The organism is Mediterraneibacter sp. ICN-202921, assembly GCF_037890075.1.
Lineage (GTDB): Bacteria > Bacillota > Clostridia > Lachnospirales > Lachnospiraceae > Mediterraneibacter > Mediterraneibacter massiliensis.
In genome coordinates this window covers 1-19,526 of the sequence record NZ_JBBKBE010000007.1, presented here as the reverse complement: position 1 = coordinate 19,526, position 19,526 = coordinate 1, and the positions used below count along the sequence as shown (strand labels likewise).

Below are 19,526 nucleotides of genomic sequence, written 5' to 3'. Positions count from 1 at the left end.
CTTTCTTCCACCGCACTTACGTTCAATACAAATTTTCTCTTTGCGCCAGTGCGGACAATGCCTGAAACTGTCTTTTATTGATCGTGATCTTCCCCTTGTCTGTAGATATCTGCTGTTCCCTGCACAACTGTTTTACAGAACGGTTCAATGTTTTGATACTGATCCCTATCTCACTTGCGATCACAGGTCTTGTTTTTCTTATTTTTACTGTATCCCCTTCCAGTTCCTCTGTCTTATAGCAGCGGAGCAGATACACCACGACTTTAAAAATGCCCTTTTTAAATAGATTTTGTCCCTGCTGACAGCTGGTATTGTACATTTTTTTCGCCATATTCATTGCTATATCATACAAAAATTCTCTATTTATCCTTAGTTCTTCCGCGAAAACCGAGGCCGGGATCTTCAAAACATGCATATCTTCCGCCGCGATCAAGGTAGCTGCATTGATATATGTTCCCGCCAGTACTTCCACATCGGAAACATAGTCTCCCTTTCCCAGATAAGAAAACTGATATACATTTCCATTGAGGAAGTCTGCCTGCACATAAGCCTTTCCATTTACTATATAATATGCATATTCCGTTTTTGCTCCCTTTTGAACGAGTATGCCCCCTTTCTTTATATACAGTAGGACTGCGTTTTTATACAGACGTTCTGGAATATTTTGAAATACAACTGCACTGATCATACCATTTCTCCTATTTTCAAAAAAGGTCAAATGACCCTTTTCTTGTTTTAAATATTATATACTTTACGTCTTAAAAGCACAATATAAAAAGGATACCCCCAAGCCCAAAATAGCATAAGGGATACCCTTTGTCTTTTTGTCGATTATACCCTAATCTAAAATAGAGAATAGTGTACCTTTGTCATTTCTTCATAAATAAAATACCACCGATTATGATCATGGCAATTCCCAGGATCCCTATAATCCCTGTAAAGATTACCAGACCGCTTACTGCCTCTCCTGCGCGCAAAGGCAATACTGCGCCTGAAAGTCCGGTAGCGCCAAAATACATGCCTGCTATGATCAGTACGATGCCTATCCATCTTCTTTCTTTCATAACATCCTCATTTTCCTGTCATCAATAATGCACGTCTGCGATCCCGTATTCTTTCGCAAGCGCATTTTTCATCTTTTCAGCATCTGCCGTTTTTCCTGTCCACATACGGATACTTTCTACCGCCTGATTAATCAGCATTCCCAGTCCATCTATGGTTTTGGCATTTCTTTTCTCCGCCTCTTTGAGAAGCTGTGTATGGGGATGATTGGGGATCACATCACAGACGACCATATGCGGCAAGATCGTATCAAATACAATATCCGGCTTTGCATCCACCTCCGGATACAATCCAATACTTGTCGTATTCACTAAAATATCTGTATCCTCGTCGATCGGCATCGTATGGTCCCACTCCCGATACTCCACTTGCAATTTTGTATGTTCTTCCAGCAATGCCTTCAGTTCTTCCCCTCTGGCTCTGGAGCGGTTCAGGATGATCAGCTCTTTTGCGCCTGCATTGGCAAGTTCTACCGCAATCGCTCTAGCCGCACCTCCGGCACCCAGCATAAAGACTTTTTTCCCTTCCAGTGCTATATCCGCATTTACAAGGGATTTTATAAAGCCTTTTCCATCCGTATTTTCTCCATATAGTTTTCCATCTTTTACATAGACTGTATTGACCGCCCCCATGATCTTCGCGTCCTCTGCCACATGATCCAGATATTTCAATACCTCTACTTTATGTGGGATCGTCAGATGGATCCCTTTCATATTCCATGCAGGCAGAGCCCGGATCGCATCCTTTAGATCCTCCGGCCTTACTTCCACGGTCAGATATCGATATGGTACCTGCAGGTCTTCAAATGCCGTCTGCGCCACTACAACCGTCGGATTTTCATCCACTGGATACCCAAATACGCCAACTAATTCTTCTCTATAGGATTTCCCCATTTATTCTTCCTCCTTTACCTTCTCCAGATCATAAATCCCCAACATAGCGGCAACCCCATCCACCGCCATCTGATGATCCTGCGTATGTGTAAGCCCGGATACTGCCACAACGCCGATAACACCTACATTTTTCACAAAGATTGGAAACCCTCCGCCCATATTGCCATATACGGATGCATCCAAGTGCCCGTCTGCATAAATATCGTCTTCTCCCACATAAGGCATATAGTGTACTCGCAGAGAACTGCGATGCAGCATATTCACTGTATTTACCTTTCTTCTAAGCCAAATATCATTGAACGAATTCGTTCCCTGAAATCCATAACGAAATACCTGATAACCGTTTATCCAAATCTCCGCCGCAATAGCAACCTGCTTGGCACGAGCCTGTTCTACAATGATATTTCCAAGTTTCCATGCATCCTCATTATCAAAATGGCCGAATCTTAAACTTTCTTCTTGCTCTTTCACGATCCTGTAATTTTCCGTTTCTATAGACATTGCCTTCCCCTCTTTTCTATTTCACTTCTTGGATCCATATATCCGGGCGGCGGATAGTCCTGCCATCTACAGTAATCTCACGATACACCCAGTTTCCTGTATCTGATACAATCTCTTGTCCGGTTTCCTGGATGATATACGTATCTTCCAGCTTCACTCCCGCGATCGTCGGATTCCAGGAATATCCCTGATGTGCATAGACTACTTCCTCTGTCCTCTCATTCGTACAGTAATCCCGCGTCAGATACCCTAGAGCACCTCCTTGATGATGTAAATGGAAATCCTGCTCATATCCTTGTTCTTTATACGCTTCATATCCCTTCTCCAGCACATCTTTAGATAGGACACCGGGCAGCGTATGTGCAATGTATGCAGCGTCGATTTTCAGCAGTGCCTCATATTTCTTCTGTATTTCCTCAGGGACAGGTCCAAAGCTTATGATCCTGCTGATGGAGATCGTCAAACCGTACTTCTGTCCGCAGATTGCGATCATTGCATATTTCTCGATCTTTTTCTCTGTGGGAAGCGGGTGGCGATACTTATACATCCTCTCATCAGAAGCAACCAGACAGACCGGTACCTGGTATCCCTTTGCCACTAGCCTTCCTGTCACTCGCCCAGCCGCTTCCAATTCTGTCTCACCCGGGTGGATCTCCCGCACACAGTCTTCCAAAATCTGTGCACATTCTGATCCGATTTTCCGCATGCGCGCTTCTTCCTCATCTGTCAGCACATATCTTAATTTCTGTATTTTATCTCCGATTTTCTCTGTTCCGTAGATTCCCGAATCACTTCCCACCCGTTTTCCTTCCAGATACGGTCTTAAAATCTCTGCCTCATCCTCATGCCACAAAAAATCGATCAATGTAAAACTTTCGTCTGTCAGTTCTTCTTCCATCACCCGATATCTTTCACTGGAATTACAGATGACATATGCTTTATCCGCTGTGATCAGTACCTTCACAGCCGCATCCTGTGTTGCCTTATCTACAAAACCATTTTTTCCGCCTGTTATCCAGAAGAAATTCGGCGTAGAAGTAAGAAGGATTGCTTCTAGATTTTCCTCACACATCAATTTTCTTACTCTATTTAATTTTTCATAGATTTCTTTTTCCATTTTAACGCACTCCTTTCCAAAATGCGGCGGGTCAATCCGCCGCATTGCTGCTGAATGAGAAAAAGGAATGCATGGCTCGAGCCCTCAGGCTGTCACCAGCATCCCCTTCTCACATTTCAAGCAGCCTTTTAAACTGACTATAGCTTTCTTCCCACAGTTCATGCTTCTGCGGCACAAACTCTGCGATCTCGAATGAGTCCCGGATCATCTGGCGTCCCTCTTTCAAGCTTTGTATTTCACCAACACTGCGCATCTGCACCATTAAATTTCCTACAAGCCCAGCTTCATAAGGACCCGCATAGACTACTCTGCCGCAGACATCTGCCGTAAGCTGATCGAGCAGCCGATTCTGGCCTCCGCCTCCCAGGATATAAATCTCCTCTAGGCGATAACCCAGGATCTCTTCCATCTTTTCCAGCATATACCGATACTTCATAGCAAGGCTTTCCATCACGGCACGCACAATCTCCCCAAATGTCTCTGGTCTTCCCTGTCCAGTCTTCTCACAATACTGCGCCACTTTCTCCAGCATATTCCCTGGCATATAGAAGCTCGCATCATCCGGCTCTATCATATAGCGTCTCGCCGGCGCCTTCTCCGCCTCGTATGCAGTATAGGCATGGGAACATTCTTCTCTTGTCCGCCTTGCATAATCGCTCTGGCACTCCTGCAAGATCCACAATCCCATCACATTTTTGATCATGCGGTATCGATAATCGATCCCACCTTCATACGCAATATTAAGACGAAATGCTTCTTCCGTCAGGATTGGCTTTTCCACCTCTGTCCCCACGATAGACCAGGTTCCACTGCTGATATAGGCAACATGCTCCTTTGTCGTCGGAAGAGCAGCGATCGCCGAAGCCGTATCATGTCCACAGACTGAGACGACCTGCACACAAGCGCCGGCTAACTCCGGTACCCTAGTTCCCTCTAAGACACCTGACGAGGTACCTGTCGGCACGATCTTAGGAAAAATATCTTCCCGAATTCCAAGCCGCCGCATAATCCCGCTATGCCAGCTGTTTGTCCTCCAGTCCAACATCTGCGTCACGGAGGCCAGCGTATATTCTGTCTGCATCCTTCCGGTCAGAAAATATGCAAGCAGATCTGGCAGCATCAGGGCATGCCTGCACTTTTCAAGGAGATACCCTTCTCCTTCTTCCACCATAGCCGCCATCTGTATCACTGTGTTAAACAACGCTGTCTGGCTTCCGGTCTCCATATAGAGTTCCTTTTGGGAGACTTTTGCGTAGATTTCCTGTGCTTTGCGCCTTGTACGCTCATCCCTGTAACAATATACCTGATTGACAAGCCTGCCTTCTCGATCGACAAGACCAAAATCATTGCAGAAGGAATCCAGTCCCAGTGTCAACTTCTCCGCGCCTGACTCATAAACTGCTTTTTCTATTCCATTTTTTAAATTTGAATATATATTGAGGATATCCCAGTACAAACCGCCTGCCGCCAGGATCTGGCGGTTAGGGAAACGATGGATCACTTCTGCCTTTAAGCGTGCTCCATCTAATTCCCCCAGCATCATCTTCCCGCTGCTGGCGCCTAAGTCAAATCCCAGATATTTCATGTCTCTCCAATCCCGACATGTCCTTTTCTCAAATATCTGCCACCAATACTTTTACATTCTGCATATCCAAATTTTTCTGTTCTTCCTCTGTAAGCGCGCGGTCACAGATCAGATAATCTGCCTTTGATATTTCTGAAAGCTGCACGCCGCCTTTACGCCCGATCTTTGTATGATCCGCTGTAATATACACCTCTCCGGCATGACGGATCAAATTTCTTTTCACTTCGATCTCATACATGCTGCTGTCAAACAGCGCGCCTTCTGTATCCACACCGTAGCAAGACAAAAATGCCTTGCTCGGCCGGAATTTATTTGACATTTCATTAGCAATATCTCCTACACAGGAATAATTCTTATGACGGAACATTCCTCCTAAAGAGATAAAAACAAAATTATCATTGGCATATCTTGTACTTTCAAGAAGAAGCCGTATAGAATTTGTTATGATAGTTACAGAATACTCCGGATTGATGTTCTTCAAAATAGAGATATTCGTAGAACTATTGTCGATAAATATTGTATCTCCGTCCTTCACTAACGATGCCGCCTTTTTACAAATCCTTTCTTTTTCTTCCAGACATTGGATCTCACGCATCAGATATGGATACTCCGGAGACTGCTGTGTACTGTTTATACTTACAGCACCGCCGTGGGTCCTTTTTAAAAGTCCCTCCTGTTCCATCTCTCTTAAATCCCTGCGTATCGTCTCTTTGCTGACGTTTAATTCTTTCGCAAGCGTCTCCACTTCTACTCTCCCATCCTTTTCCAGGGTCTTAAGTATCTTTGTTTTCCGTTCAATACTATAGTTTTTCTTTCTCATCCGCATTTCTCCCATAGCTTAAAATTGATACTTAACATTATACAGCATAAAAAGGATTTGCGGCATAATTATCTTATCTCACCACTAAATTTAATGCTATCCACCATAACTGCGATAAAAATAATGATTCCTCTGAAAATCGTATAGGAATATGCAGACGCGCCCATCATAGTGAGTCCGTTGATAATCGCCTGGATCATTACAATACCGATGATCGCTCCGGGAAGTACCCTTCCTTTTCCTCCGAAGAGGCTGGCTCCGCCGATGACAGATGATGAGATAACAACAAATTCATCTCCTTGGGCAAAGTTTGGATTGATCACACTTAAGTTGCAGGCGCTCAGCATTCCTGCGATACCTGCAAGGGCTCCGCAGATCGCATAGGCAAGAAAGACTGTTCTTGGACCATTGATTCCCATTTTGTTCGCCCCAACCAGGTTATTCCCACAGGCAAACAGCTGTCGTCCAAACTGTGTAGAAGTCAATACAAAATGTGCGATCAAGACGATTGCTAGGAAAATAAATACGAACACAGATATTCCAAATAATTTTGCGTTTGCCAGTGTCATGACCGAACTATCCAAAAATACCATTTGCTGATTGGTAAAGAACAGCCCCAACCCTTTTGCCACCGAATACGTAGCCAATGTTACGATAAAGGGAACAATCTTTACTTTTGCCACAAAGAAGCCATTGATACATCCTATCAGCAGGCCGCTTAAACCGGCAGCCAGAAAAGATACAATCAGCGGCATTCCCAAACTATTCAAAACCGTTGCCCCGACTACTGCGGAAAAGTACATGTTCATAGATACGGATATATCGATCCCCGCTACGATCAGAACAAAAAACATACCCACAACAGCAATGCCCAAAACTGAAGATGACTTCAAGATCAAAAGGAAATTGCTCACGGAGAAGAAATTTGGCCGCTGTACCGCAAAAAATATGATCAGCACGATGAAAATAAAGTACAACCCGTATGTACAGAACAGATCGACAAATCTCTTACCTGCCCCGACTGTAGACGGCTGCTTTTTCGCTTTCTCCATTATTTGACACCTCCCACTGCAAATTTCATGATCTCTTCCGGAACATATTCATCCTTCGTAAGCTCACCTGTGATCCTGTTGTTGCTCATAACCAGGATTCTGTCACATACGCCCATCAGTTCCTCGATTTCTGAAGAAACCATCAATACACAAGAATTCTTTTTTGCCAATTCCTGTATGATCGTATAGATCTCATATTTAGCTCCGACATCCACACCTCTGGTAGGTTCGTCCAAAAGAAAGATCTGCGGCTCCCGCAAAACCCATTTTGCAAATACGATCTTCTGCTGATTTCCTCCGGAAAGTGTTCCCGCCGTCTGTTTTCCTGGGTCAAAGGTTTTTACGTTCAGACTGTTTACCATCTTATCCGTGCTTTCCTTTTCTTTTGCCGCACTCATAAACAATGCATTCTTTTTATGTTCTCTCAAGCTGGAAAGTACAATATTTTCTTTCAACGTCTTCGGGATCAAAAGTCCTTCTTCACGCCTGTTTTCTGTAATAAACGCCATACCGTTCTTAATACAGTTCTGCGGATTGATCGGCGCGATCTTTTTCCCTTTATAGTACAGTTCGCCGCTATCCATCTCATCCAACCCGAACAGACACCTAAGCAGTTCCGTACGCCCGGCTCCCATCAGTCCGAACATACCCACGATCTCGCCTTCCCTGATATGGAGATTGAGATTGTCAAATCTTCCATTCTGACAAATATTCTTCGCCTCAAATGCAATATCTTTGATTTCTTTTTCGCAAACAGGATAAATATTCGTAAGTTCACGGCCTACCATCTCTTTGATGACCGTATTCGGATCTGCCTCTTTCGTCTTCCTCTGGGAGATAATTTCTCCGTCACGCAAGACTGCGATCTCATCCGTATATGCAAACACATCTTCCAAGATATGAGAAATAAAAATAATAGATTTTCCCTGTTCCTGCATTTTGTGCATGATTTCAAACAATTTTTCTTTTTCCTTATTTGACAGAGACGTCGTCGGCTCGTCAAATATGATGATCCTGGAATCTTTCATGATCGACTTGGTGATCTCCACCATCTGTCTTTGCCCCATAGAAAGATTTCCTATGATATCGTCCGGTGAGATTCCTGTTCCGCCAAGCTCCTCCATCTTTTCCCGGACAATTTTCTTCATTTCTTTTTTATTGATACTTCCAATCTTGCTTTTCTTCATCTCTGTGATAAAGAGATTTTCCATAACCGTCAAATTTGTAAATAAATTCAGTTCCTGCTGAACAAACGCGATTCCTGCGTCACTGGACACTTTGGGATTGAGTGGTTCAAATTTCTTACCATCCAGCAGTATGTCACCGCCGTCTCTTTGGTAGATTCCTCCGAGCACATTCATAAGCGTAGATTTTCCGGCGCCATTTTCTCCTACGAGTCCTAATATCTCGCCTTTCTTTAAAGAAAAGGTAATATCCTTCAACACCTTGACGGTCGCAAATGATTTTGTAATCCCTTTTAATTCCAAAATATTTTCACTCATCTTATTCACTTCCAATCTGTAGTCTTAATCCTATTACGGACACACTTTACTGCGCCAGGCTCTTTCTCGTCTTAACCAAATCAAGACTTGCAGCAACAAGAATGATCAGACCTTTAATCAAAGTAATCATATAATACGGTACATTCAGGATATTCAGCACACTGCCTATCATTGTGATAAGAAACGCGCCCATTACCGTATTGATAACTTTACCTCTTCCTCCAAGCGGGCTTGTGCCGCCTACGATAATGCTGCCCATGATGTCATTAAACATCGTACTTCCATAGTTAACTGAACCGCTCTGCATATAAGCCAATTCAATCACGCCTGCGATCCCTGCACATAATCCGCTGATAACATAAATCTTAAAGATCGTCTTTTTTGTAGAAATACCGGATATCAAAGACGCCTTGGGATTCGTTCCCACCGCGTACAGCTGTCTTCCAAGCAATGTCTTCGTCAGAAGAATATGTATACATACTGCTACCAACACTGCTATGATCAAAATATACGGTACAACAAAAAAACTGCCGTTTCCAAAATTGCCAAATGCCGCCGGCATTCCCGTCACACTGGAGCCGCCCGTATATACGACCGCAAGCCCGTTTACAAGCATCTGCGTTGCCATTGTTACGATAAAAGACGGCATTTTAAAAGTAACGACCGAAAAACCGTTGATAATACCAAAGCCTACTCCTAACAAGAGCATGACCACGATCCCCAGAAAAATTGCCAGACCGCTTCCGCCCAGAGCGCCGCCTGTACTGATGATAGAACCGCCCACGACCGTAGTCAGGGCAAGCAGTGCCGCGCTGGTAAAATCCACACCTCCGTTTAGTACGGTAAGATGTACGCCGCATGCCAAAACCATCAGGACACAAGTCTGGCTCAACAGGCTTTTAATCGCAGAAAACTGTGCAAAGCCGGGTACGAAGATCAGAGAAATGATAAAAAAGATTCCCACAAACCAGAAAATCGCATCAATAGATTTTAAACTCTTCTTTATACTCACGTTGAAACCCACCTTAATCTTTTTATAGAGTGTGCCTCAAAAGGAAACCTTTTGAGGCACTTCCACTTTTGCTATTTAGACAGCAGAGGATCAATATCCTTTGAAATCTGCATAATCTGTATCACAATTCTCAGTACTTACTTCAAATCCTGGATCTGTATAATCAGAAGCTTCTTTTCCGTCGATCGCATCGAGCGCAGCCTGTACACAGAGCTTGCCCTGTTCTGTAGCGTCCTGTACAGAAACAACATCTACATATCCTTCACGGATCGCGTTTACCGCATCTGCAGCGCCGTCAAATGTAACAAGTGTGATATGTCCGTCTTCTCCCACTTTTGCATATTTGCCAAGCTGCTGTAAACCTGACTGAATAGATGGAAGAAGCGCATCGGATGGGCTGAAGATAAAGTTGATGTCATCATCTGATGCAAATGCATTCTGTACACCTGTCAGAGCCAGGTCACCTTTCCACTCTGTCGGAACTGTAGCAACCAGTTCGAACATATCCGGATATTCTGCGATAGCTTCTTCAAAACCTTCCTGTCTTGCGATCGCATTGACATCCGTCAGGCTTCCTACCAGTTCGAGGCATTTATATTTCGTTCCTTCCGGAGCGTTCTCTGCCACATACTGAATCTCACGTTTTACCATCTCTTTATTATCGGAAGAAATCGTAGCGAATACTTCTGCGCCTTCTCCAGCCGCGCGGTTCGCCATGATAACCGGGATTCCGGCTTCATTACATTTCTGGATAGCTGATACGACTGCGTCTCCGTCTGCCGGTGCGATAATGATCGCGTCAACACCCTGAGAGATAAAGTCTTCGATCTGCTGATTTTGTTTCTGTACGTCGTTCTCTGCGATAGACTCCGCATACTTCACACCAGCCTCATCACATGCTTTATGCATGGAATCCTGATACTCTGCCCACATCTGTGACTCGATCGCACACATGGATATACCGATCGTCTTTCCTTCATCACTGCCGCCTTCTTTGGAAGCATTGTCTCCTCCGGATGAACTGTTGCCGCCGCATCCTGCCATGCCAAGCACCATTGCGCTGACAGCCAGAACGCTTAAGGTTCTGCGTACTACTTTGTTTTTCATAATACTTCTCTCCTTTTCTTATAATTTTTTATGCATTAAATGTCTCGCCGACATATAATGTTCTCTCTGATCGTCGCTTTATCATGCATCTGCAGCTTTTCGATCTTCACCCTTTTTCTAAGCTCACGGGCTCTTTCTCTGTCAAATCCAACCGTGCTGTTTGACTCTGCCGTCGCAGAGGATACAGAAGCCGCGATTTTCAAGATCTCTGTAAACTCCAATCCTTTCTCAAAACCATAGGCCATCCCGCTTAGGAATGCATCTCCGCATCCGATCGTATTCATCACATTCACTTTCAGCGGATGTACTCTGTATATCTCATTCTGATACCATATGTAAGAACCGTTTCCTCCACAAGATACTGCAATACACGAAATCCCCGTATGTGAAAGCTTTTGAAGTCCTTCCAGGATCATCGCTTCTCCCTTTATCTCTTTTCCTAAAATCTGAGACAATTCATCCTCGTTCGGCTTGATCAGAAAAGGTTTCCACTTCAACGAACCTGTCAGATTTTCAGAACTGGCATCTAAAAAGATTTTTACTTTCTTGTCAGCCACCGCTTCTATTATATTTGCATAGATCAAAGGAATTTCTGTATTGGACGCATCTCCCGATAAAATGAGAATATCGCCCTCCGATACTTCATCGTATATTTTCCTTATTAATTCTTGGCATTGTTCTTTTGAAACAATTTTTCCCTTTTCACTGATAAGTGTGCATGTCTTGTCTTCTTCGATCAGTGCGTAATTCATTCTCGACTCGCCCTCATCATAATGCAGGAACTTCATTTCAATATCCTCTTTTTCCAAGAGACTTTCGATCCTGCGTCCCGTTTCTCCAAAGTCGATGCCAAATGCTTTGTTCACACACTCTAAAATACTTAAATTTACAGATACATGTGTCCCCTTCCCTCCGAGAACTTCCTTGGTCTCTTTGATTCGGTTCGTATTATCTCTGTTGAACCGTGTAAGGTAGATTACCTTATCAATTGCCGGATTAACGGTTACGGTGCATATCATTATGACAACTCCTTCTCAAAATCACACACGTTTTTGTTGTTTTATTTTTGTTTTGTGCTGTTTATTTTTGTTTATGGCTTAATAATAAATCTTATTATGCATTTTTTCAAGTATTTTTTGCTTATGTCTTTTGTTTTTGTGAATTTTTCACATTTCCCTTCTATGTTTTTTGTTATAATTTCCGTTTTTGACTGTTTATTGCCCGTTTTTATTGTTTATCCTTCCGTAAGGTGTTATAATGTGCACGAATGAAAGAAGGAAGGAGGAAATTTATGAACATATCGGCTGAAACAAAAGACTATGTGATCGGTATTGATATAGGAGGAACGAATTTTAGGATCGGCGGAATCTTACAAGATGGTACTCTCATAGCAGAGCCCTTAAAATACAGCAGCCGCAGCATGTTTGAAACCGGCTCACCGATAGAGATCTTAGGACAGATCATCTCAGATTTTACTGTTTCTTACCCTTCTTATCATATGAAGGGAATCTGTATCGGTTTCCCCGGAACAGTAGACCACGCAAAGGAAAAGGTCATATCCTGTCCGAACCTGCTTTCCTTTACAGATCTGAATATAGCAGCGCCCCTTAAGGAAGTTTTCCACGTACCTGTCGTAGCAGAACATGATGTGCTGCTTTTGCTTTCTTATGATATGCGGCAAAAGCACTTAGAAAATGCCGACTGTATCGTCTCCTTCTATGTAGGGACCGGATTAGGAAATGGGATTTTTATACACGGACGTTTCTTAGACGGAAAGAATGGCGTGGCAGGAGAACTCGGACACATTCCCGTCTATGGAAAGGCCGCATCCTGTCCTTGTGGAAATAAAGGCTGTATCGAACTTTTCTGTGCCGGCCGCGCATTAGAACGGCTACATGATACATACATGCCTGCTATTCCATTTGCAGACATCTTTACCTATTATAAGCAAACGCCTGCACTCCATGAATATCTGGATTTCATGGCCATAGCCTTGTCTACAGAGATCAATATTTTAGATCCCGTACACATCATACTCTCCGGCGGCGTTGTCCATATGAAGGATTTCCCCTACCAGGAGCTGTGCCAGAAAATCTACACTTACACCAGAAAACCCTATCCGGCGGATTCGCTGGATTTCATAAAAGGGTCCAATCATCCCTTCGCCGGAATATTGGGCGCAGGGATTTATATGTGGAATAAATTAAATCATAAACATTTTAAGGAGGACAAACAATGAACAAAGTATCACCTTCCGTTATGTGTATCAACACAATGGAACTGAAAGAAAAAATCGAAAGTCTGGATAAGGCCGGGGTCGACCTCTATCATATTGATATCATGGACGGTCACTTCGTTCCCAATTTCTGTTTAAACGGATATCTTATGAAAGATATCAAAGCAATATCATCCACACCACTGGATGTACATCTCATGGTCACCAATCCGACAGAATATATCGATTACTTTGCGGAATGTGGAGCCGAATATATCACGATGCACATTGAAACACTCACACATCCTATCCGTGCTCTCAAACAGATACGATCTCTCGGGAAAAAAGCAGGTCTTGCTATCAATCCGGCTACAGACATTTCTCAGCTTACCTATATGCTGGATTTCATCGATCTGATCTGTGTCATGACAGTAGATCCGGGATTTGCAGGACAGACACTGATCCCTGCTACGATCGATAAGATACGCAAGATACGCGCCATGTTCAAAGACGCAGGAAAAGACGTAGAGATCATGGTAGACGGACAGGTCAAAGAAACAACTGCTCCGAAACTGGTCGAGGCCGGCGCTGACATCCTCGTACTGGGAACTTCCGGATTATTCAATGCTTATACACCGGAAGAATATCCAAAGGCCGTAAAATTCTATCAAGAGCTTTAAAGCCATGCATAGTACGCATTTATCATAGTATCAACAAAATACACCCATCCGGGCATCCCGTAATTCATGCCTTACAGGCGGACGGGCTTCGCCCGACAAAGTATACCCATTCGGGCATCTCGCAATTCATGCCTTACAGGCGGGCGGGCTTCGCCCGACAAAGTATACCCATTCGGGCATCCCGCAATTCATGCCTTACAGGCGGGCAGGCTTCGCCCGACAAAGTATCAAAAATTAGGAGGAAAAAATGAAAGATTTAACTTTATTCGGCATGCCGATCGCATTAGATGAAGAAACAGGAAAACTTGTAAGCAGTTCTTCTGATATACGCTGGGAAGACTACTCCCGCAAATATTCCGACAAAATGGAAGGTCTGCTGGCTGATCCGGACTACAAAAAGACAGATGATCCATACTACGATTTTTACAAAGCGATCGTAAGCGATAAGACACGCACAGCCTTTTCTGATGTAGCTCTACGCTATGATTCTACCGTTATCCTGCCGGGATATGCCGGAAAAGAATGTAAAAAGACCGCTGGTCACTTTCACCTTCCAATCCCCGGTGAAACATTCAGCTTCCCCGAACTATATCAGGTGATCAGTGGAACTGCGCTCTTTGTTATGCAGCGTGTCGATGATTACAAAAAAGAAGGCCCTATGACCGTAAACGATCTTCTTCTCGCCGAAGTACACGCCGGAGAGACCGTTGTCATCCCACCGGATTACGGACACTGTACAGTAAATATCGGTGAAGGAACCCTGGTATTTATCAACCTCGTCTCCGTCAACAGTATGAACTACTACGACAGTGTAAAACAAAGCCACGGAATGAGCGCTTATGTATACCACACAGAGACAGGGTATCAGATCGAGAAAAATCCAAATTACACATTTGCATGCGAACCTAAGATCGTTGTACCGACAGACAGTCCAAAACTGGGAATTTACAAAGACGTTCCGGTATATACAGAATTCTTGAAAAATCCCGATCTGTATCAATACCTAAATGCGCCAAAAGAACTGGAGAATGAATTCTTCGCTATGTTAAAAGAAAAATAAGGATGTGTTTCTTATGAAAGGTGATCTTCACTGTCACAGCATATTTTCAGATGGTTCCGCCACTCCGGAGCAGATCGGGAAATATGCACTGCGCCAGGGACTTGACTTGATCGCTCTGACAGATCATGATACCATGAACGGCATTTCCCGCCTTTGCACTTATGCAGATGGAACTTCTCTTACAGTCGTTCCCGGCGTGGAATGTACAACAAAAGATCCTTTTACCGGGCGTCCGGTTCATGTTCTATGCTACGCTCCAAAAAAACCGCTTATTTTGGAGCCAGTTCTAGATGAAACCTCAAGACGGCGCCGGGAAGCCAAACTTGCAATGGCCGAAAAAATCCAAAAACTTTATCCTGCCGTGCAGACAGAGGATGTGCTTGATCTTTCCAGGCACAGCGCATCTATTTTCGAGTCCCATATTATGATGGCGTTGGCAAACGCAGGGATCACCAACCACCCTTTCGGTCCTCTGCTCGGTGAATTGATAGGAAAGCAGGGCTCCTGTTATGTTCCGATCCACTACCCGGATACTCTGGAAGTGATCGACGTGATGCACCAGGCAGAAGGAATCGTTGTGATCGCACATCCCGGACAATTCGATTCTGTGGACCTTATACGCCGTCTTGCTCGCGAGAAAGTAATCCATGGGATCGAATGTATGCACTATAAGAACTCGGAAGATGTAACAAAGACCTGTCTGGAGATTGCCGCTTCTTATGACTTGCTGGCAACCGGAGGAAGCGATTTTCACGGAATGTATACGAAATCTCCTCATCCGGTCGGTTTTCGCACTACAGACAACAGAAACACACAGCGCTTTTTGGAATATATACAATAACTTATGTTTCACACTCAGAAAGGATGATATTTATGGCTGGAATTTCTTATTTAAAAGACCGTGAGGATATGTGCAAAGTCGCACATTATATGTGGGACCGGCGCCTCACCAATGCCGCGGGAGGAAATTTTGCCGTGCGGGTAGATGATGACCGTATCCTTATCTCTCCCTCCCTGATGTCAGAAAGGCATTTCTGCGAACTGCAGCCGGAAGATTTTCTTCTGATCAACTCCAATATGGATATTCTGGAAGGAACCGGAAAGCTTTCCCGGGAAGGATATATGCACGTCCTTCTCCTTACAAAATTCAACAATATCAAGGCTACTATCCACGCACATCCGCAGTACTGCATGGTATATGTGGCACAATCCAAGCCGATACCAAACATTACGGAAGCCACAATGAAACGAGGCCCCGTAGAGTGTATCCCTTACACAAAAGCATACACGAAAAACCTGCATGAAGAAATCTACAAGTATTGGGACAACAGAAGAGAACTTGCCGAAACCTATCCGATCGGCTGTATCATGCCTTTACATGGCGTAGTCGTATCTGGAAGCGATCTTCATATGGCTTATAGTATGCTGGAACGTATTGAGCAGGATGCTATGTGCGGTATATTCAAAAACAATATATGATCATAACAGTGGAGGAACAGATTATGAAAATCGCAATTGGAAACGACCACGTTGCCCTTGAAATGAAATTGAAGATTAAAGAATATCTGCAGGAGCAGGGTATCGCTGTCACAGATGTAGGCACACATTCACCGGAACGCTGCGACTATCCTGTTTACGGTGAAAAAGTGGCCAATCTGGTAGCCACCGGCGAAGTGGACTGCGGCATCCTTATTTGCGGAACAGGCGTCGGCATATCCTTGAGCGCCAACAAAGTAAATGGTATACGGGCATGTGTATGCAGTGAACCTTATTCTGCCAGACTTTCAAAACAGCATAACAACACGAATATCTTGGCATTTGGCGCAAGAGTCGTAGGGATCGAACTGGCTAAAATGATCGTAGACGAATGGTTAAACGCCAAATACGAAGGCGGACGCCACCAGAATCGCCTGGATATGATCACAGCAATTGAAAAAAGAAACTAATAAAAATAAAAACTATAAGGAGGTATCTTTATGAAAACAGTAAAAGACAAACAAATTTTAGTAGGCGCGGATATCGCAGGAGTTCCTTTGAAAAATGCAGTTGTAGAACATTTAAAGGCAAAGGGCTGGACCGTTACAGACATCGGGGTAAAGACAGAAGACGAAGAAAATCCAGAGATGTTCCATCGCATCGGTCTGAAAGTCGGCGCTAAAATCGCAGAAAGGGAATTTGAAAGAGCCCTGATCTTCTGCGGTACTGGCATGGGCATCCATATTGCAGCCAGCAAATGTCCGCACGTACACGCAGCTGTTGTAGAAAGTGTTCCTTCTGCACTGCGCTGTATCACCGGCAACGACTGTAACGTAATGGCAATGGGCGCACATTATGTAGCTCCGCAGACCGGAATCGCAATGGCCGACGCATTTTTAGAGCACAATTTGGGCGATGGTTATGAAGACTGGAAAAACTTCTATGAATTCCACAAACTCGCTTATGATGAACTGGAAGCTTTTGATTACGAAGAATTTAAGAAAAACGGTTTTGAAGTAAAAACATTAGGAGAAGTCGAATTAGGACCAGAACCTCTGAAATAAAAAAGTTTGTGCCGGAATGCCGCCTCATCCGCGTCCCCCTCACTTCCAGAAGAAGTGAATGCGTTCCGGCACAAACTTTTTTATTATATTTCGATTAAGAAAGGAATCTACTATGAACCATTTGCAAATAAAATACGAAAAAGAAATCACTGAACTGATAGACGCAAGCCATAGACTTGCGGAATTAGGATACGTTACTTCTGCAGGAGGGAATCTCTCCCTGCGCACAGAAGATGATCTTATCCTGATCACACCTACAAAGACACCAAAACGCCTTGTCCGTTTTGAAGACATCTGTATCGTCAATCGGAATGGAGAGACGGTTTTCGCTCCAGAGGGAAAAAAACCTACCGGCGAAACCCCTTTTCACGTGCGTATCATGGCTAAACGTCCTGACATCCGTTCTGTTGTTCACGCACACCCTCCTGTTCTCACAGGATTTGCGATCGCCAAGTCTTCACTGCTCGCCCAACCTGTACTCCCGGAACCGGTACTTGAGGTAGGTCCTCTTCTGATGGTTCCCTACGAAACACCGGTTTCAGAAGCCCTCTCCCTGCAATTCGACCAGGTGATCGAAGATTCAAACGGTTTCCTTATGGAAAACCACGGTGCTTTGATGTGCAGTCCTAACGGCGCGGCAGACGGTGTAGAGATGATGCAGATGATGGAATGTATGGCGCAATCTGTCGTAATCGCAGAGCTTTTGGGCAATTTCAAACCAATACCTGAAAAAGCAGTGGCACAATTGGATACTGTCATACAAAAACGCGCGCTTCCTGTCCCGGGAAAAGCAGAAAAGTTCCACTCTGTTTCAGAACTCTATAAATCCATATCAAAAACACCACAGAAATAAAAAAGAGGAAACTATCCATGAAGAAAAAAAGTGTAATTTCCGTAGATCTGGGCGCATCCAGCGGACGCGTCATTCTGCTAACACTTCTAGATAATACGCTTCATCTAGAAGAGGTCCATCGTTTTTCTAATGAAGGGATCCACATACAAGACCGTATTTATACTGATCTCTTTTATTTATTCCAAGAAATTTTAACCGGACTGCAAAAAGTTTTTCGCATAACAGATTCTGCTGAAGCTTTTGGGATCGACACATGGGGTGTGGACTTTGCGCTTCTGGACGGAGAAGATGAATGCATCGCTCCTCCCTATCAATATAGAGACGCACAGGCGAAAGGAATGATACAAAAGGCTGTGCTTCTCTTTAAAAAAGGAGGACTTTTCTCCTTAACAGGAGTACAAGATATGTGGTATAACACGGTGTACCAGATCCTGGGCATACAACGTCGTAATCCGAGGATTTTCGAAAATGCGCATGTATTCCTTATGCTCGCCGATGTGCTGGGATATTTTTTTACAGGACAAAAAAGTCTGGAATATACGAGCCTTTCCACCACACAATTATATGATCTTGCACACCAACAGTTATGCCCGGAAATATTGATGAAACTACATCTGTCCCCTTCACTCTTTCCCGAAATTGTGATGACAGGTACACATAAAGGGGATGTACTGCCGCAGATCAAACGCCAGATTGGTATCCCCTCCGGCAAAAAACTTTCCTTGATCGCCACAGCACAGCACGATTCAGCTTCTGCCGCTCACGCAGTGCCCGCAGAAGATCCTCACTATATTTTTATCAATTCAGGCACCTGGTCCATTATCGGTATGGTGACAGATCACCCCGTCATTACAGACACCGTCTATCAAAACGGCTTTTCCAACGAAGGCGCCGCTTTTGGAAAAGTCAAACTTGTAAAAACAATCATGGGAATGTGGCTGATTCAGGAGCTACGCCGTTATTGGAAAAGAAACGGTCTGCCCGACGATTATGCTACGCTTCTCAAAGCTGCAGACGAAGCTTCCGCATTTGCCTGCCTGATAGATCCGGATGATAGTCTTTTTGCTTCCCCCGAAAATATGGAGGAAGCGATAAACCAATACTGTATAAAAACTAAGCAGCCTCCTCTCACACGCCCCGGAGAATTTTATCGTGCAGTGATGGAATCTTTGGCTTTTAAATACAGAGAAAGTATAGAAAAACTGGAGCAGATCACCGGGCATAAAACAGATACTGTACATCTTTTAGGAGGCGCTTCACAAGACAAAGCATTCTGTCAGTATATCGCTAATGCTACCGGCAAAACCGTTGCCACCGGTCCCATAGAAGCAACTGCCATCGGAAACGCCCTCATTCAGTTCCGCTCCTTAGGATATATCGAAAATGAAAAAGAAGCTGCCCGGCTTCTTAAGAATTCTTTTTCTATCACAGAATACCATCCGCAGGAACGCCCCTTATGGGAAGAACAATATAAAAGGTATCAAAAAGTCACTGCACTTTGCCATGTCGGGAAAACTATGCTATAAT

General features: G+C 44.0%; 21 protein-coding genes. 9 read left to right on the top strand and 12 right to left on the bottom strand.

From position 1 onward, the window contains the following. Window positions 1-22: 22 nt before the first annotated feature. The 12 genes from WKT01_RS07650 to WKT01_RS07595 form a co-directional block, all read right to left on the bottom strand. A complete protein-coding gene (locus tag WKT01_RS07650) occupies window positions 23-688 on the bottom strand; it encodes a Crp/Fnr family transcriptional regulator (RefSeq protein WP_117974491.1) in 666 nt (221 codons plus the stop codon). Between the two features lie 181 nt (window positions 689-869). Next, window positions 870-1,064: a hypothetical protein gene (locus WKT01_RS07645; RefSeq protein ID WP_059066432.1), complete on the bottom strand. Its 195-nt coding sequence runs from the start codon at window positions 1,062-1,064 to the stop codon at window positions 870-872. Window positions 1,065-1,085: 21 nt separating this feature from the next. Beyond that, window positions 1,086-1,955 (bottom strand): shikimate dehydrogenase, encoded by an 870-nt coding sequence (aroE, locus tag WKT01_RS07640; protein ID WP_059066431.1) that lies wholly within the window; start codon window positions 1,953-1,955, stop codon window positions 1,086-1,088. Then, window positions 1,956-2,456, bottom strand: a complete 501-nt coding sequence (locus WKT01_RS07635; protein ID WP_117974487.1) for a heme-degrading domain-containing protein — start codon at window positions 2,454-2,456, stop codon at window positions 1,956-1,958. It abuts the gene before it with no gap. A gap of 16 nt (window positions 2,457-2,472) precedes the next feature. Beyond that, window positions 2,473-3,573 carry a M24 family metallopeptidase gene (locus WKT01_RS07630; RefSeq protein WP_270395038.1) on the bottom strand — a complete coding sequence of 367 codons (1,101 nt, stop codon included), beginning with the start codon at window positions 3,571-3,573 and terminating at the stop codon, window positions 2,473-2,475. Window positions 3,574-3,682: 109 nt separating this feature from the next. Continuing rightward, window positions 3,683-5,158 (bottom strand): rhamnulokinase, encoded by a 1,476-nt coding sequence (locus tag WKT01_RS07625; RefSeq protein WP_117974483.1) that lies wholly within the window; start codon window positions 5,156-5,158, stop codon window positions 3,683-3,685. Window positions 5,159-5,186: 28 nt separating this feature from the next. Further along, the gene (locus WKT01_RS07620; protein WP_059066427.1) at window positions 5,187-5,978 is read right to left on the bottom strand and encodes a DeoR/GlpR family DNA-binding transcription regulator; all 792 of its coding nucleotides are present in this window, start codon (window positions 5,976-5,978) and stop codon (window positions 5,187-5,189) included. Between the two features lie 68 nt (window positions 5,979-6,046). Continuing rightward, window positions 6,047-7,030, bottom strand: a complete 984-nt coding sequence (locus tag WKT01_RS07615; RefSeq protein ID WP_059066426.1) for an ABC transporter permease — start codon at window positions 7,028-7,030, stop codon at window positions 6,047-6,049. Continuing rightward, window positions 7,030-8,532, bottom strand: coding sequence for a sugar ABC transporter ATP-binding protein (locus tag WKT01_RS07610; RefSeq protein WP_059066425.1), 1,503 nt, complete (start codon window positions 8,530-8,532; stop codon window positions 7,030-7,032). Before WKT01_RS07610 ends, WKT01_RS07615 begins: the two co-directional genes overlap by 1 nt. Before the next feature lie 46 nt (window positions 8,533-8,578). Then, window positions 8,579-9,544 (bottom strand): ABC transporter permease, encoded by a 966-nt coding sequence (locus tag WKT01_RS07605; protein ID WP_059066424.1) that lies wholly within the window; start codon window positions 9,542-9,544, stop codon window positions 8,579-8,581. Window positions 9,545-9,634: 90 nt separating this feature from the next. After that, window positions 9,635-10,651, bottom strand: coding sequence for a sugar ABC transporter substrate-binding protein (locus WKT01_RS07600; RefSeq protein ID WP_059066423.1), 1,017 nt, complete (start codon window positions 10,649-10,651; stop codon window positions 9,635-9,637). Between the two features lie 35 nt (window positions 10,652-10,686). After that, window positions 10,687-11,670, bottom strand: coding sequence for a 1-phosphofructokinase family hexose kinase (locus WKT01_RS07595; RefSeq protein ID WP_117974481.1), 984 nt, complete (start codon window positions 11,668-11,670; stop codon window positions 10,687-10,689). 272 nt (window positions 11,671-11,942) lie between these two features. Here WKT01_RS07595 and alsK point away from each other — a divergent pair, with 272 nt between their 5' ends. The 9 genes from alsK (at window position 11,943) to WKT01_RS07550 (ending at window position 19,525) form a co-directional block, all read left to right on the top strand. Continuing rightward, window positions 11,943-12,890 (top strand): allose kinase, encoded by a 948-nt coding sequence (gene alsK / locus WKT01_RS07590; RefSeq protein ID WP_059066421.1) that lies wholly within the window; start codon window positions 11,943-11,945, stop codon window positions 12,888-12,890. Continuing rightward, window positions 12,887-13,546, top strand: a complete 660-nt coding sequence (gene rpe, locus WKT01_RS07585) for a ribulose-phosphate 3-epimerase (RefSeq protein WP_059066420.1) — start codon at window positions 12,887-12,889, stop codon at window positions 13,544-13,546. Before alsK ends, rpe begins: the two co-directional genes overlap by 4 nt. A gap of 247 nt (window positions 13,547-13,793) precedes the next feature. Next, on the top strand, window positions 13,794-14,606 hold the full coding sequence (locus WKT01_RS07580) for a glucose-6-phosphate isomerase family protein (protein ID WP_117974479.1): 813 nt from the start codon (window positions 13,794-13,796) through the stop codon (window positions 14,604-14,606). A 13-nt stretch (window positions 14,607-14,619) separates the two neighbouring features. Beyond that, entirely contained in the window at window positions 14,620-15,447 is an 828-nt protein-coding gene (locus WKT01_RS07575; protein ID WP_059066418.1) for a PHP domain-containing protein, read from the top strand. A 32-nt stretch (window positions 15,448-15,479) separates the two neighbouring features. Continuing rightward, window positions 15,480-16,085 (top strand): class II aldolase/adducin family protein, encoded by a 606-nt coding sequence (locus tag WKT01_RS07570; RefSeq protein ID WP_059066417.1) that lies wholly within the window; start codon window positions 15,480-15,482, stop codon window positions 16,083-16,085. 23 nt (window positions 16,086-16,108) lie between these two features. Further along, entirely contained in the window at window positions 16,109-16,552 is a 444-nt protein-coding gene (gene rpiB / locus WKT01_RS07565; RefSeq protein WP_059066854.1) for a ribose 5-phosphate isomerase B, read from the top strand. A 30-nt stretch (window positions 16,553-16,582) separates the two neighbouring features. Then, entirely contained in the window at window positions 16,583-17,146 is a 564-nt protein-coding gene (locus WKT01_RS07560) for an RpiB/LacA/LacB family sugar-phosphate isomerase (protein ID WP_059066416.1), read from the top strand. Window positions 17,147-17,258: 112 nt separating this feature from the next. Further along, entirely contained in the window at window positions 17,259-17,999 is a 741-nt protein-coding gene (locus WKT01_RS07555) for a class II aldolase/adducin family protein (RefSeq protein ID WP_162858203.1), read from the top strand. A gap of 17 nt (window positions 18,000-18,016) precedes the next feature. Continuing rightward, window positions 18,017-19,525, top strand: a complete 1,509-nt coding sequence (locus WKT01_RS07550; protein ID WP_270395046.1) for a rhamnulokinase — start codon at window positions 18,017-18,019, stop codon at window positions 19,523-19,525. Window position 19,526 lies beyond the last annotated feature (1 nt).